Here is a 12928-nt window from a genome sequence, read left to right on the forward strand (position 1 = left end):
GCATCGCAATACGCCGGTTCAACTGCCGTACTGTGAACCCCAGCGTTCGATCAGGGCCTGCTGCAACTTGCGCGATTTGCGGTTCCACGCGCGCGCGCCTTGCGGTCGCTCACGGTTTTCGCGGCTGATCGTGGCACGATGCGGGATGTCGGCAGTGAATATAGCAAATGCCAGCTCCGCCCCCCCGGCCGTGGTGATGAACCCGCCCAGTCCCGAGACAAAGTTCAGGGTCCCCGTCTTGGCGGCAACCTTGATCGGATGCCCCTTGATTGGCCGCCCCTTGGCATCCTTCAAGGAAAATGATTTCAACAGGGGGCGCAACATACCGTCCTTGCGGGCGGCAACCAAAGCCAGAACCAGATCCTCGGGCGCCATGCGCGACGCGTCGCCAAGCCCCGAGTGATCGACCATCCTTATCCGGGATGCCCCGAATTTTTCGAAAGCCCACCGGTTCATTTCGTCGGCCGATCCTTTCAGGTCCGCAGGCATGACACCCCGCGCCCGCGTCGCTGCCATCCCGACCATCTCAGCGGTCAGGTTGGTTGAATATTTCAACATCCCCTTGAGAATGCTGTCCAGTGGAGCGCTTTGATGCACCGTCAGAACGGTGCCGTGCGGGGCCTCGCGGATAAGCTGAACGCGGCCCAACACAATGCCGTTGGCACGTGCCAGAGTCCTGAACACATCACCTGCGTAAAGGGCGGGTTTGCGAACTGGCAACCAGCGCGCACCACCCTTGCCAAGCGCACTGTCCGCAACCGTCCATTTGTCGACCCGCGCGCTGGCCTGATAGGTGTAGATCGGCAAACCGCGCTTTGCGACCCGCATGTCCGCCATCTGAACGGCGGGCGTATACTTGGAGCTGCGGGCATCCATCGAAACGGCGTAGCCCGTGGTTGCGCGCTTCCATTCAAAATGCACACGGTTGAAGTTCAGCGATATCCCGCTGACAGCCGGGCTGTAACCAACGTGGTCCGGCTGTGACGGATCTATGCTGAATACATAGGGAAATGCTCCGTCATAGACTTTGAACGCCCCCCGGACCTCGGTAATACCGGCCTCTCTCAGATTGGCGGCCATGGTGGCAAGGGCGTTGGTATCCAACAGCGGATCGCCCCCACCGACCAGAATCAGATCACCATGCAATATGCCATTGTTGATCTCGCCGTCAGCCATCAGCCGCGTCTCAAAACGATGATCTGGCCCTAATACATCCAAAGCGTACAGCGCCGTCAGGGCCTTGGCGACGCTTGCCGGCGGCAACCCTTCGTCGCCCCCGAACGCCTCCAGCTGCGATCCGGTTCCGACATCGGCGACAGCAAAGACAACCTCGCCTTTCAGCCCGGCCGAGCGGACAAACCGTTCGACCCCGTTCAGGTCGGTCGCTCGCAACTGGGGTCTTAGAGAAACTGCTGGTGCATTGGCCAAGCCCGCAGCCGGGGTCAGAACAGAGCCCAGACCTGCAAGAAATAGCCGACGTGAAATCCGATCAACCATGGGTAAATAAAATCCCAGAGATTGCCGCCATGCAACAGCGTTTCCCGTATTATGCGCGCAACGTTGCTATTCCCGCAACAACCCGGAATTCCAGTCGCCGCGCGTGCGAATCTCGGTCGAGCTCAGATTGACCATCGGCACGTTTACGAAACACCATGCAGGTGCCGCAGCCCGCCCCAGCAGGCGCCGGGCCTGACCGTCAATTCTGTATCTTCCGTAGGCACGCGCCGCAGGAGACATGCGTGCCGAAATCCGATCACCCGGGCGCGCCACAACGCCCACGGGAACCGTATCCATGATCATCCGCCAGTCCTGCCAAAGGTGAAGCTGCGCCAGATTGTCGGCCCCCATCAGCCAGACAAACCGCACGCCGGGATAGAGTTTTTTCAGAGCGGCAAGCGTATCGGCCGTCGCACGGGTCCCTGTCAGCGCTTCAATCCCCGTCACCTCTACGCCCGGGTGTTGCATCAGTTGTCGCGCCGCCTCGATACGTTGCGGCAGTGGGGCAGGGCCTTGTTTCTTCAGCGGGTTGCCCGGTGAAACCAGCCACCACACCCGATCCAGCCCAAAGGCTTTCATGGCCTCCAGCGTTACGTGCACATGGCCCTGATGTGGCGGATCGAATGACCCGCCGAACAGCCCCACGACCTGCCCGGGCCGCGCATAAGGGATCGAATACCGCATCATCCTTTGCTGATGTTCAAATTCGGCAGGGCTTGTCAATCAATCGGTTGTACCGCATCGCCCAGCCTGACCCGGCCGGGCCGCACCACCTCGGCGCACCATCCCCCATGCCCGCGCACGGCAGAATAGCCTCCCTTACCCAGCGCCTCCTCCATCCGGCTGCACGGCGCACAGATGACGGTAAGGCGCAATATCGCCTCGCCCACCTGCACCTCACGCCCTTTGAGCGCTGCTAGATTAATGCCTGAAACGACCAGATTACGCCTCAGTATGTCCGGCGTGACCGGCCGCTGTCCGAGAAAGCTGCCAATCGCCGCCAGATGCTCTTGCTGGATCAGCGTCACTGCGCGCTTGCCCGCGCGGCTGCGGTCGCCATCCAGTCCGCTGATTGAGATATTTGCCTCATCCACGTCGAACATCTCAACCCGACGCTCGGGTCGCAGGCCGATCCAGTCAACGCAACCCGGCTTCGCCCAGCCGGATATCAACTCACTCAGAGACAAAACACCTCCTGCTCACCCGTTCATACACGTACTGAATGCCGCGGATGCTTCAAGTTCTTCCAACGACAAGAACGGGACGTCGTTTTCGACAACACACCTGATGAGAAGATTTGATTTCTCTGAGGGTTGCGGCCAGCTTAACTTGGGATAATTTGCGCTCTTGGGCAATTTCACGGCTGGTTCGATAAAATCATGTAAGTAGGTAAGATATACCTGAGGTCTCGCCTCATCGCCGGTCAGAGATTGATATCTAAGCATTTGGTAAATTAATGAATTTTTGAGTTGCCGGTAGTCTTCTGTCTGCGAAAAGCCTTCCTCGATATTTGCAATTGAGAGAATTAGCTTGAACGTAGCAAAATATCTAATGTCGTAATCTGCCTCTCTCAAAACCTTGACCAACAATAATATACCTGTCGAAGCATCTTCACTGGTTTCTATTTGAGATGCGAGCTCCATTGTCACGTTATATGTTGAACAATAAGTCGCATCTTGGTGTGTTTTGCAATCCGGCGAAAATTCGGCACGGGCCGCAATTGAACTGATCATCCCGAAACCTAGGAAGAAAGCAGCTCGGATTATCGCTACTCTGTTCATCTTCATCTGCAATTCTCCCGTTTGGGTTGTGTGTATACATGATGCGTTGCCGAGGAAATGCCTAAGGTCCGGAATTTCCGTTGGTATCAGTCGCACGAATGACGTTCTTGCAGATTGCTCGGACACCACATGCGACCCTGTGGTTCATGATTGCCCCCACCCAAACCATCCGTTATCACACCGCCCAACCTGATTTCCCCGACCCAGAGGACGCGACATGGCCGCCTATCAATATGTCTACCACATGCAGGGTGTCTCAAAGACTTATCCCGGTGGCAAGAAGTGCTTTGAAAACATCCACCTGAGCTTTTTGCCGGGCGTGAAAATCGGTGTTGTCGGCGTCAACGGCGCAGGTAAATCGACGCTGATGAAGATCATGGCGGGCCTCGACACCGATTTCTCGGGTGAGGCCTGGGCCGCCGAAGGCGCCAAGGTCGGCTATCTGCCGCAGGAGCCCCAGCTGGATGAATCGCTTTCAGTCCGCGAAAACGTCATGCTGGGCGTTGCCGCGAAAAAGGCCAAGGTCGATCGGTTCAACGAGATTGCCATGGAGATCGCCGAGAACTACTCGGACGAGCTGATGGAGGAAATGACCACCCTGCAGGACGCGATTGATGCGGAAAACCTGTGGGACCTCGACAGCCAGATCGACGTCTCGATGGAGGCGCTGCGCTGCCCGCCGGACGATGCCAACATCGCCAACCTCTCAGGTGGTGAGAAACGCCGCGTGGCCCTCTGCAAACTACTGCTCGAAGCACCCGACATGCTTCTGCTCGACGAACCGACCAACCACCTGGACGCCGAGACCATCGCCTGGCTGCAACAGCACCTGATCGACTACAAGGGCACTATCCTGATCGTCACCCACGACCGTTACTTCCTGGATGACATCACGGGCTGGATCCTCGAACTCGACCGTGGTCGTGGCATCCCCTACGAAGGCAACTACTCAGCATGGCTGGAGCAAAAAGCCAAACGGCTCGAGCAGGAAGCGCGTGAGGACAAGTCCAAGCAGAAAACCCTGCAGCGCGAACTGGAATGGATGCGCCAGGGTCAGAAGGCCCGTCAGGCCAAATCCAAGGCCCGGATCAACGCTTATAACGAGCTGGCCGAACAGTCCGAACGTGAAAAGCTGACCCGTGCCCAGATCGTCATTCCCAACGGCCAGCGCCTTGGCGGCAAGGTGATCGAGGTTGAGGGCCTGTCGAAACACATGGGCGACAAGCAACTGATCGAAGGCTTGGACTTTGCTCTGCCCCCCGGCGGCATCGTCGGCGTCATCGGCCCCAACGGTGCCGGTAAATCGACCCTGTTCAAGATGCTGACCGGCCAGGAACAGCCCGACAGCGGCACCATCACGCTGGGCGACACGGTTGAGCTGTCTTATGTCGACCAGTCCCGCGACGACCTGAAAGACAACGACACCGTGTGGGAAGCGATCACCGGCGGCGCCGAGATAATCCAGCTGGGTGACGCGCAGGTCAATTCCCGCGCCTATTGTTCGTCCTTCAACTTCAAGGGCGGCGACCAGCAGAAGAAGGTCTCGCTGCTGTCAGGTGGTGAGCGTAACCGCGTCCACATGGCCCGCCTGTTGAAAGAGGGCGGCAACGTCCTGCTGCTCGACGAACCGACCAACGATTTGGACGTCGAGACCCTGCGCGCGCTGGAAGATGCTCTGGTCGATTTCGCTGGCTGCGCCGTGGTCATCTCGCACGACCGCTTCTTCCTCGACCGCATCTGCACGCATATTCTGGCCTTTGAGGGGGATGCGCATGTGGAATGGTTCGAGGGCAACTTCGAGGACTATGAAGAAGACAAGAAGCGCCGCCTGGGACCGGATGCGCTGGAACCCAAACGGTTGAAGCATAAGAAATTTGCGCGATAGAAAGGTATTTGAGGGTGGTGTCCGGCCACCCTCAATCCAATTTTCCTAGGGGTGCTGTGGTTTACCCTGTCTTACGCCTGTAGAGCGGGCAACGAGGAAGCCAAAAGTAAGGTTCTTTTAGGAGAGCCTCGACCCGGTAGTCTCTGGTCCAGCAACTAGAGATGCGGTCTTCCACTACGGGGATGAGCTCGGCCTTGGGATAGGTCTGCTGCCGCGCGACTAAATCCCCCGGCAACGTCGATAATATCCTGCATCCTTGTCAGATTTCGGGTCGCTAACGCCCAAAATCAGTGAGCAGGGCTATAAATCCCGTATCCAGAACTGCAACGGCTTCAGCGTTTCCTCATCTTCGCCCAAATCCTTCCACGAGAACTGAGCGATGGCTCCGGGCAGCGGTTCGTACCCCCGCGCGCGCCAGAACGCATCGAGCGGACGATAGTTGTCCGGGCGCATGGGGTGGTCGGCGGGGCGCTGGACGCCGCAGAAGGCGCATTTTGGAAAACCCAGACTGCGGGCGTGGGCCTCGCGCAGGTCAAAGAACTTATGCCCGACGCCCCGGCCTCGATAGGCAGGTAGTAGGACGGATTCGGCGCAATAGAATATATCGCTCAGGTCCAGTCCCGTCCCCTCGAATGCTGCCGCGAAGTCGTCGGCGTGATCGACAAGGGGGGCGCCGGTCGAGGCACCGATCAGAGTGTCGCCATCAAAGGCGCCAACAACAAGCGCGCCCGCGCTGTCGCGGTAGGATTGCAGGTAGCTGCGTTCGTAGTCCAGATCGCCATCATAGAGATACGGCCAGGCGCGAAATACCTCGATCCGAAGGCGCGCCACATCGTCCAGCGCGTTTTCCAGCGCGGGTCCGGTCAGGGCGCGAACCTCGGTAACCTTAGCCATTCGAGACCTGCTTTACCCAATCCGCCAGATTGTAGAACGTGGTCACGCGGGTGATCTTGCCATCCTTCAGGTCAAAGAATGATCCGGCAGGCAGGCGGTAGGTCTGGCCGTTCGCTTCGGGCAGGCCCGCATCGGTTTCCAGATAGGTGCCGTTCACGATGAATTCCGCCGCCGCGCGAGTGCCTTCCTGAGCTTCGAATATGACCATGTCGGTCAGAAGCTCTTTGTAGCAGCGGTTCATGTGGGCGCAGAATTCAGAGAACTGTTCCTTGCCGACGCGAATCTGGCCTTCGTTCACGTGATGGGCAATGTCATCGGACAGGCAGGCCAGCATTCCGTCAACGTCACCGGCATTGAAGGCTTCGAAATAGTTCTGGATGGTCTGGTTCATGATATCTCTCTGGGTTCTCCCCAGCGGTCCGTGAGGTGCTGGATGATCTGATCGCGGGTTTGTCTGTAGTGATGTAACTTCTGTTCCCGCGCCTCGCCCAGTCCGGTAGGGTCCATTATTGGCCAATATTCGACATCGAGGTGAAAAAACCGCGTAAGTTCCAGCGCCTTTCGCTGACTTGCCGGGGACAGCGCGATGATCAGGTCGAAGGAACTGAGGTCATCGCCCCACTGTTCCATCTCGTCGAAAGAACGCGAGCGGTGGCGCGAAAGTTCGACATTGATCTCCTGACAGACGGCGATGCAGAATCCGTCGATTTCGAGATCGTTATGCACACCCGCCGACTGAACATAGGTCCCAGTTCCGTAGAACTTTTTCATGATGCCTTCGGCCATCGGCGAACGGACCGAGTTGTGGTCGCAACAGAACAGTACCGAGTGCGGAAGCGGCTGCACGCGTTAGCCTCCGAAATGCAGCACGCAGATCAGCGTGAAAAGGCGGCGGGCGGTGTCGGTGTCGATATCGGCCTTTCCCTCAAGCCGCTCCTGCAGGACGCGGCTGCCTTCGTTGTGAATGCCGCGCCGGGCCATGTCGATGGTTTCGATCTGACTGGGCGGCAGCGTTTTCACGGCGTTGAAATAGCTTTCGCAAATCTGGAAATAGTCCTTGACCACCTGCCTGAACGGACCAAGCGACAGATGGAACTCGGCCGCTTTCTGGCTGTCTTCGGTTTCGATATCAAAAACCAGCCGCTTTTCGCGGATGGAAAGCTGCACGTGATAGGGACCGTCCGGCACCACCCGGTCATCGCGACTGGGCAGGGAGAACGAGTTCTCCTCGAGCAGGTCGAAGATGGCGACCTTGCGCTCCTGCTCGATCTCCGGTGTTGGCGGAGGCAGGTTACGGTCATCCAGTTCAATATGCGATATCCGGGTCATCTTTTGATCACGGTCCTTTCGGGTCGGGACAGACCTATATCAACGAAATTCGATCGGCAACGCACGGAACCGGCACATTTGCCGGACTGATGCGTCAAATCAACCGTTCAGGCGGTCCAGCCGGGCGCGCACGGAAAGCCCATGTGCCTCAAGGCTTTCCGATTGCGCCAATCGCTCAGCTGACGGGCCGATGGCGCGCAAAGCCTCGGGTGTCATCCGGCTGAGCGTCGTGCGTTTTAGGAAATCCATCACGCTGAGGCCGGACGAAAAGCGCGCCGAGCGGGCAGTGGGCAGCACGTGGTTCGGCCCACCGACGTAATCGCCGATAGCTTCGGGGGTGTATTGGCCCAGAAAGATCGCGCCTGCATGAATGGTTTTGGCGCTGAGTGCGACCGGGTCGGCGACGCAAAGCTCCAGATGTTCGGGCGCGATGCGGTTGGACAGGGTGGCGGCTGTATCCAGATCAGGAACGGTGATCACTGCGCCGAAGTCACGCCAGCTTGGCCCCGCGATGGCGCGCCGCTCGAGGGTTTCCAAACGTTTGTCCACGGCCTGCGAGACGGCCTGTCCAAAGGCGGCATCATCAGTGATCAGGATCGACTGCGCGCTTTCGTCGTGCTCGGCCTGGCTGAGCAAGTCCAATGCAATCCAATCGGGATCGTTGTCCTTGTCGGCAATGACCAGAATTTCCGACGGCCCCGCGATCATGTCGATGCCAACCTTGCCGAACACCCGCCGCTTGGCTGCGGCAACAAAGGCGTTGCCGGGGCCGGTGATCTTGTCCACCGGTCGGATCGTTTCGGTGCCATAGGCCAGGGCCGCAACGGCTTGCGCACCGCCGATGCGGTAAATCTCATCCACGCCGGACAGTTGCGCGGCCAGCAGGACCAGCGGGTTCACCTGTCCGTCAGGTGTCGGCACCACAATCGCCAACCGCTCCACTCCTGCCACCTTGGCCGGGATCGCATTCATCAGCACCGAAGACGGGTAAGAGGCCAGACCACCCGGCACATAAAGCCCGGCTGCCGAAACCGCCGACCAGCGCCAGCCCAGAGTGGCCCCGGTTGCGTCTGTCCATTCCTGATCCTGCGGCAACTGCCGTTCGTGATAGGCCCGAATACGCTCGGCGGCCAGTTCCAGCGCTGCGCGGTCATCGGAGGAGACCGAGTTCACCGCCTGAGCGATTTCCGCATCGCCGAAGGCCAGCGTATCCGATGTCAGTTCCAGCCGGTCAAACTTGGCCGTCAGTTCGATGACGGCAGCATCGCCGCGTGTGCGCACGTCGTCGATGATCTGCGCGACCACGGCATCCACATCCGGGCTGTCTTCACGCTTGGCGCCGAGCAGGGCCGAAAACGCAGATTCGAAGTCGGGGGATGTGGAATCGAGAAAGACGGGCATGATCGGGTCCTCTGACGTTTGTCCGGGACATATCGCCCGACAAGAGTGTCCTCAAGCCTTCACCCCGGGGGTGCAGCGATTTGCGCAGGGCAGCGTGATCTTACAGCGGCTTGATCATTCTGTTTTCGGTAGGGGCCTCTGGCGAACCATCGGGTTGCCATCCCCGGTTCAGATAGAATTCCTGCGCGGTTTTTGTGCTGTTGAGCGCCGCGACCGCATGACCGGACCGCTTCAGCTCTTCCTCAAGTCCGGACAGCAAAGCAGAACCCACCCCTTTACCGATGCTTACGGGTGAGACGTAAAGAACGGAAATCTCCCCTTCGGGAGAAATGGCCCCGACGCCCGCAGGCACCCCGCGCAGTACGGCAAGCCATAGCCTGTGATCGCCCCTGATCCAGTTCAGCATGTCCAATGGCGTCTTGTTCGACGTCCAGCGCGCGATTTCTTCTGGATCGCCTTCATGATCCGCCGCACATAGGCGGGTGATGGATTGGATCAGAATACGACTCATGTCGAAGGCGTCGAAGACAGTCGCCTTTCGCAACTCGATCCCCGGCGTGGAAGAAAACGCCTGCGATATGCCGCGCTTGTTCTGCACCTATTCCGGGTGGTTCGGGGCGTGTCCCGATGGCGCCCGGTAAGGGCGAGTGACGTCCCTGAGGGTTGCTTCTACGGCTTCGACCGCTAGCCGCACCGCGCCGTCGCCCGCAAGGGTAAGCAGAATCTGGCCGGCTCCATCCTCTGCGGCTTCGAAATCGACCGACAACAGCGACAGGATCACGTCCTTGTCCTTGCGGTCTATACCCTGACTGGCAACTGACAGAACATTGTCGAAGACCAGCACGGACTGCACACGTTCATACGCCCGGCCCCGGCGCGACGCGGCATCCTTGTCTTCCCACCGAAACCGGTTGAGCAGCAGGGCAAAGCGCCGCTCGGACGGGCGCCATGACATCTCGGTCACCGGGAAAATGGCATCCTGCGTGAGGGTCGAAATAACCTGCAGGTCATTCGCATCCTCCGCGCCAAGGTTCAGTGGGGCCTCGCGCCCGTCTTCAAAGGTTGCGTCCGTCATTGTCCCTTGATCCGTTCGATCTTTGCACCCACGCCTTCCAGCTTGCGCACCACGTGTTCATAACCGCGATCCAGATGATAGACCCGGCTGACCGTTGTTTCACCCTCTGCCGCCAGCCCGGCCAGAATCAGCGAGACAGACGCGCGCAAATCCGTCGCCATGACCGGCGCGCCTTTCAGCCCCTCGACACCTGTAACGGTTGCCGTGCCGCCGTGAACTTCGATCTGGGCGCCCATCCGCATCAGTTCGGGCGCATGCATGAAGCGGTTCTCAAAGATGCGCTCCTCAAGCACCGAGGAGCCTTCGGCGGTGCACATCAGGGCCATCATCTGCGCCTGCAGGTCGGTCGGGAAGCCCGGGAAGGGTTCGGTTGTGACATCCACCGCCCGAACGCGGCCATTCTTGCGGGCGACCATCAGACCGTTTTCGGTTTCTTCCACGCTGATGCCCGCTGCCTCCAGTTTCTCAACGAAGGAACCTACCAGCTTTTTGCGTCCACCCAGCAGCTCAACCTCGCCACCGCAGATGGCCGGGGCCAGCATATAAGTGCCCAGCTCGATCCGGTCTGTAACCACCTGATGCGTTGCGCCATGCAGCCGGTCGACCCCTTGAATTTCGATAGTCGACGTTCCTTCGCCTTCGATCTGCGCACCCATCTGGCGCAGACACTCGACCAGATCGACGATCTCGGGCTCGCGCGCGGCATTTTTCAGCACTGTGGTTCCCTTGGCCAGAGTGGCTGCCATGACCATGTTTTCCGTCGCCCCGACCGAGGCAAAACGCATCTCATGCACAGCGCCTTTCAGACCACCCGGCGCCTGCGCGTGCAGGTACCCGTCCTTCAGCTCGATTTCGGCGCCCAACGCCTCAAGCGCTTCGACATGCAGGTCCATTGGTCGGGCGCCGATTGCGCATCCGCCGGGCAGGGACACAACAGCCTGACCGAACCGCGCCAACAGCGGCCCCAGCACAAGGTTGGACGCGCGCATCTTGCGCACGATCTCGTAATCGGCGGTATGGCTGGTCAGGTCATGGCTGGACATCGCCAGCACCTGACCGTCCTGCAGCGACGACACCTCAGCCCCCAGTGATTGCAGCAACAGCGTCATCGTCTTGATGTCGCTGAGGCGCGGAGCATTGGTCAGCGTAAGCGGTTCTTCGCTCAGCAAAGTCGCAGGCATCAACGTGAGGCACGCATTTTTGGCCCCCGCAATCGGAATCTGGCCGTGAAGCGGCCCGTTGCCCGTTACCAGAATCGAATCCATCTGCTCTTATCCCTCGTCCTGACCCGGCTTATCGTCCTGCGTGGCCCGCGCCTTTGCCTGCGCCTTGCGCCTTGCAAGGTTGGCCTTGAGAGCGGTCTTCAGGCGATCCTCGCGGGCATTGTCGGATTTACCGTGTTTTTTTGGTGAACTTTTGTCTGCCATGGCCTTTCTCTACAGGAGGGGAAAAAAACCGTCCAGACACCCTTGCGCCGCGTTTCGATTGAGTCTAATCACCCGCCACAGCGCTGCTGTAGCTCAGAGGTAGAGCACTCCCTTGGTAAGGGAGAGGTCGAGAGTTCAATTCTCTCCAGCAGCACCAGATCTCCTAATAACAAATATCGTGGAAAAACTCTTCTCTGTATGCTGGATCGCTTTCTCATTCGGGCAGCACCGGGACAGCGCAAAAGAGCCGCCGCACAAGATATCTGTGCGGCGTCCGGTTTTGCTTATTCGACGATTTGGCCGTAGCTGCCGCGGACTTGTACCATCACGGATACATCGCCGGAGTCGCGGTTGCGCCAAAACCAACCGTGCTCACCGGCAAAGGCCGCTTCAATGGTTCCTTCAGCACCGGTCGAGCCGCGCCCCTTTTCATAGGTAATCGACTGCCCGCCGCCGTGGCCATGTAGGTCGAAGTTCACCCGACCGCCGGTCACGACCATGCGATATTCAGCCGTCGCGCCTTCTTCCATAACCAGCTTCCACTCAGCCGACTCTCCAGGTGTGAGAGTAAAGCTGGTTTCATCCTGCCAAACTTCGGCCTCTTGCGCGTGAGCTGTACCGACAAAGAGGCCGAAGACGTCATTCAGTAAGCTCGACTGATCCTGACTTTCAAGTTCCCGGTCGGCTTCTGCCTCGTCTGCAAGCTGCGTTTTGATTTCGCCCATCTCTTGCAGCCCCAGCACACGGCCGACGCCAGTCGGGTCAATCCCGTATTCGGCCGGTAGAACCACCGTGACGAGGATCACAGCAGCGGACGCCCCCGCAACGATGGTCGATCGGATAAGCTGTGCCGAGCTTGGAAGTTCCTCAAGACTAGGTCTTTGTGTATTGAACATGACTGAATTCCTTTACGCGGCAATAATATAGCCGGTGATTTGATAGCCCATCAGGATGAACCCGAGGGTCATCATGATGACGTTTACGTTGTAAGCTTGCTGGAAGAAGTATGGGCTTTTCCGCCAGAACCCCATGACGATGAGGATGATCGCAAGGGCCGTTAGCTGGCCAAGTTCAACACCCACATTGAACGCCAACAGATTGGCAAGAAGCCCTTCCGGAGCGATATCATAGTCGAGGATTTTGGTTGCCAGCCCCATGCCGTGAAACAGACCAAAAATCAGCGTCGCGGCTTTGGTATTTGGCTGGAATCCCAGCCAGCGCTGGAACGCGCCGAGATTGTCGAGCGCCTTGTAGACGACTGAAAGTCCAATAATGGCGTCGACGATATAGGCGTTTACGCCCCAGCCGAACCACACTCCCAACAGCATTGTCGTCGAGTGACCGACCGCAAAGAGGCTGACATAGATGCCGACGTCCTTGGCCCGGTAGAGAAAGAAAACGACGCCAAGCAGGAACAGAATATGGTCGTAACCTGTGACCATATGTTTGGCCCCAAGATACATGAACGGGATGATGTTCACGCCCCAGATTTCCTGGATATAGCCTGCGTCGCCTTCGGTGACGTTATGAGCCAGCACCTGAGATGTGCTCAGTGCCAGACTGGTAGTGATAAGGGCTAGAAGGAGCGTCGCGCGCCTGTCCAGACCCCGAAAGGTAAGATTCATGGATGATCTCCGTT

At 58.7% G+C, this 12928-nt stretch carries 15 protein-coding genes, 1 tRNA gene and 1 pseudogene; 2 read left to right on the forward strand and 15 right to left on the reverse strand.

Annotated features, from left to right (window positions below; genetic code table 11):
- Nucleotides 1-18 precede the first annotated feature (18 nt).
- The 4 genes from dacB to ACR0NA_RS13300 all read right to left on the reverse strand — a co-directional run bounded on the left by dacB (nt 19) and on the right by ACR0NA_RS13300 (nt 3284).
- On the reverse strand, nt 19-1497 hold the full coding sequence (gene dacB, locus ACR0NA_RS13285; protein ID WP_480729470.1) for a D-alanyl-D-alanine carboxypeptidase/D-alanyl-D-alanine endopeptidase: 1479 nt from the start codon (nt 1495-1497) through the stop codon (nt 19-21).
- A gap of 66 nt (nt 1498-1563) precedes the next feature.
- Nucleotides 1564-2181: a nicotinate-nucleotide adenylyltransferase gene (locus tag ACR0NA_RS13290; RefSeq protein WP_480729560.1), complete on the reverse strand. Its 618-nt coding sequence runs from the start codon at nt 2179-2181 to the stop codon at nt 1564-1566.
- Between the two features lie 35 nt (nt 2182-2216).
- On the reverse strand, nt 2217-2684 hold the full coding sequence (locus ACR0NA_RS13295) for an MOSC domain-containing protein (RefSeq protein WP_480729471.1): 468 nt from the start codon (nt 2682-2684) through the stop codon (nt 2217-2219).
- A 12-nt stretch (nt 2685-2696) separates the two neighbouring features.
- The gene (locus ACR0NA_RS13300; RefSeq protein ID WP_480729472.1) at nt 2697-3284 is read right to left on the reverse strand and encodes a hypothetical protein; all 588 of its coding nucleotides are present in this window, start codon (nt 3282-3284) and stop codon (nt 2697-2699) included.
- A 211-nt stretch (nt 3285-3495) separates the two neighbouring features.
- On the opposite strand from ACR0NA_RS13300, the gene ettA reads away from it, so the two are divergent.
- Nucleotides 3496-5163 (forward strand): energy-dependent translational throttle protein EttA, encoded by a 1668-nt coding sequence (gene ettA / locus ACR0NA_RS13305; protein ID WP_170516801.1) that lies wholly within the window; start codon nt 3496-3498, stop codon nt 5161-5163.
- Nucleotides 5164-5463: 300 nt separating this feature from the next.
- On the opposite strand, the gene ACR0NA_RS13310 is transcribed toward ettA, so the two are convergent.
- The 9 genes and pseudogenes from ACR0NA_RS13310 to ACR0NA_RS13350 all read right to left on the reverse strand — a co-directional run bounded on the left by ACR0NA_RS13310 (nt 5464) and on the right by ACR0NA_RS13350 (nt 11289).
- A complete protein-coding gene (locus tag ACR0NA_RS13310) occupies nt 5464-6057 on the reverse strand; it encodes a GNAT family N-acetyltransferase (RefSeq protein WP_480729473.1) in 594 nt (197 codons plus the stop codon).
- A complete protein-coding gene (locus ACR0NA_RS13315) occupies nt 6050-6448 on the reverse strand; it encodes a ketosteroid isomerase-related protein (protein ID WP_480729474.1) in 399 nt (132 codons plus the stop codon). The genes ACR0NA_RS13310 and ACR0NA_RS13315 overlap by 8 nt, the downstream gene beginning before the upstream one ends.
- Entirely contained in the window at nt 6445-6903 is a 459-nt protein-coding gene (locus ACR0NA_RS13320) for an arsenate-mycothiol transferase ArsC (RefSeq protein WP_170654841.1), read from the reverse strand. The genes ACR0NA_RS13315 and ACR0NA_RS13320 overlap by 4 nt, the downstream gene beginning before the upstream one ends.
- A 3-nt stretch (nt 6904-6906) precedes the next feature.
- A pseudogene (locus ACR0NA_RS13325) lies at nt 6907-7389 on the reverse strand (UPF0262 family protein); the annotation flags it as partial.
- A gap of 96 nt (nt 7390-7485) precedes the next feature.
- On the reverse strand, nt 7486-8787 hold the full coding sequence (gene hisD / locus ACR0NA_RS13330) for a histidinol dehydrogenase (RefSeq protein ID WP_480729475.1): 1302 nt from the start codon (nt 8785-8787) through the stop codon (nt 7486-7488).
- A gap of 100 nt (nt 8788-8887) precedes the next feature.
- A complete protein-coding gene (locus ACR0NA_RS13335) occupies nt 8888-9385 on the reverse strand; it encodes a GNAT family N-acetyltransferase (protein ID WP_480729476.1) in 498 nt (165 codons plus the stop codon).
- Entirely contained in the window at nt 9386-9862 is a 477-nt protein-coding gene (locus tag ACR0NA_RS13340; RefSeq protein ID WP_170654849.1) for a DUF2948 family protein, read from the reverse strand. It lies immediately after the preceding gene.
- Nucleotides 9859-11127 carry a UDP-N-acetylglucosamine 1-carboxyvinyltransferase gene (gene murA, locus ACR0NA_RS13345; protein WP_480729477.1) on the reverse strand — a complete coding sequence of 423 codons (1269 nt, stop codon included), beginning with the start codon at nt 11125-11127 and terminating at the stop codon, nt 9859-9861. Before murA ends, ACR0NA_RS13340 begins: the two co-directional genes overlap by 4 nt.
- Before the next feature lie 6 nt (nt 11128-11133).
- Nucleotides 11134-11289 (reverse strand): hypothetical protein, encoded by a 156-nt coding sequence (locus ACR0NA_RS13350; RefSeq protein WP_480729478.1) that lies wholly within the window; start codon nt 11287-11289, stop codon nt 11134-11136.
- Nucleotides 11290-11371: 82 nt separating this feature from the next.
- Between ACR0NA_RS13350 and ACR0NA_RS13355 the strand changes: the two genes are divergently transcribed.
- Nucleotides 11372-11446 (forward strand) — tRNA-Thr (locus ACR0NA_RS13355).
- Nucleotides 11447-11573: 127 nt separating this feature from the next.
- Here the strand turns inward: ACR0NA_RS13355 and ACR0NA_RS13360 are convergent.
- Together ACR0NA_RS13360 and ACR0NA_RS13365 are read right to left on the reverse strand one after the other, a co-directional pair.
- A complete protein-coding gene (locus ACR0NA_RS13360) occupies nt 11574-12185 on the reverse strand; it encodes a transmembrane anchor protein (protein WP_480729479.1) in 612 nt (203 codons plus the stop codon).
- A 12-nt stretch (nt 12186-12197) separates the two neighbouring features.
- On the reverse strand, nt 12198-12914 hold the full coding sequence (locus tag ACR0NA_RS13365) for a HupE/UreJ family protein (RefSeq protein WP_480729480.1): 717 nt from the start codon (nt 12912-12914) through the stop codon (nt 12198-12200).
- Nucleotides 12915-12928: the final 14 nt, after the last annotated feature.

This window comes from Ruegeria sp. C11 (genome assembly GCF_056537725.1).